Genomic DNA, 1,056 nt, shown 5'->3' with positions numbered 1-1,056 from the left:
TGACATTTTCTTACTGAACTTTAATAGTATAAATTTTTACTTTTTACTCAAACTGATGGTTTGATTACCCAGAAAAGAGGAATTTTTGCAAGTCCTTTACTGATTGGATTTGGAGAAATGAGAGTAAAAATGATTACCTGTGACCTATTACAGGTAGTCATTTTTGCTTTCTTCCATCTCTCAGGGAGGCAAAAATTATTCCCCTTAAAAGAATACACCACCCAATTTGAAAAGTACGCTCCTATGCTCTCTCAATTGCTTCCCTAATTTTTTCCCTAAATTAATCACGCTCTTATACTTAAGCTTTAAAAATGCTTAGTTTTATTTTATACTTAAAATGTTAAGTTGATTATTAGTTTTTATCAAGATAACAAATAATGTTTATGATCAATAAATTTGATAAATTCTAATTTAGATATTACTTTATTGCTTGACTAACAAAAATTAAAATATTTTTATTGCTTGAGTAAATTTCATTTTGTTTATAATTATTATAACTATGTATGTTAAATGAAATTATTGCTTAATTTTCTTTAGTTTTTTATTAAAATAATTGACAGGAAATATTTCAAATATATCAATAGTATTTGTCAATCTTTTCTGCTATTTTTATTTTATCAATGCAAGTTTTATTACTAATAATGGAGATAATAATAAATTAAATAAAATCAGTTTTTCCACAATCAAACCAAGAAAAAACTGTTGGACGAGAAGAAGCTGAAAACCCTTAATTTATGAAACTTCATTAATTTTATTTTTTTGCATAAATTCTTGATTAGAGATAGCTATCTGTTGTTGGACTTCCTTTTGAATACGTGCCTCAAGAGATGTTTCCAGAAGTTTGAGCCTTTCTTCTATATTATCTAGGCGTTTATCTATATTTTTATTCATTCGTTCCATGGGGAAGCGAGGAAGCCTTGTCGGTGGGAGCTCTAGACATTCCTCAATATAGTTAACAAGTATTGCCGAAGCATTTGTGCCGCTACGCCTTGCCCACTCCTGAAAAGCAACCCATTCATCGGCATCTATCCGAAATGTCGCTAACTTCTTCTGCTT

The 1,056-nt window shown here is 29.4% G+C and carries 1 protein-coding gene; it reads right to left on the bottom strand.

Annotated elements, in window-relative coordinates:
* Positions 1-732: 732 nt before the first annotated feature.
* Positions 733-1,056: hypothetical protein (locus ACE1CC_RS09565; RefSeq protein WP_413270236.1), on the bottom strand; the 324-nt coding region annotated here is incomplete at its 5' end.

Origin of the sequence: Floridaenema aerugineum BLCC-F46 (genome assembly GCF_041929345.1) — a bacterium.
Classification (GTDB): Bacteria; Cyanobacteriota; Cyanobacteriia; order Cyanobacteriales; family Aerosakkonemataceae; genus Floridanema; species Floridanema aerugineum.
Note: the sequence above shows the minus strand (reverse complement) of the source record. Positions and strands in the feature narration are given on the sequence as shown.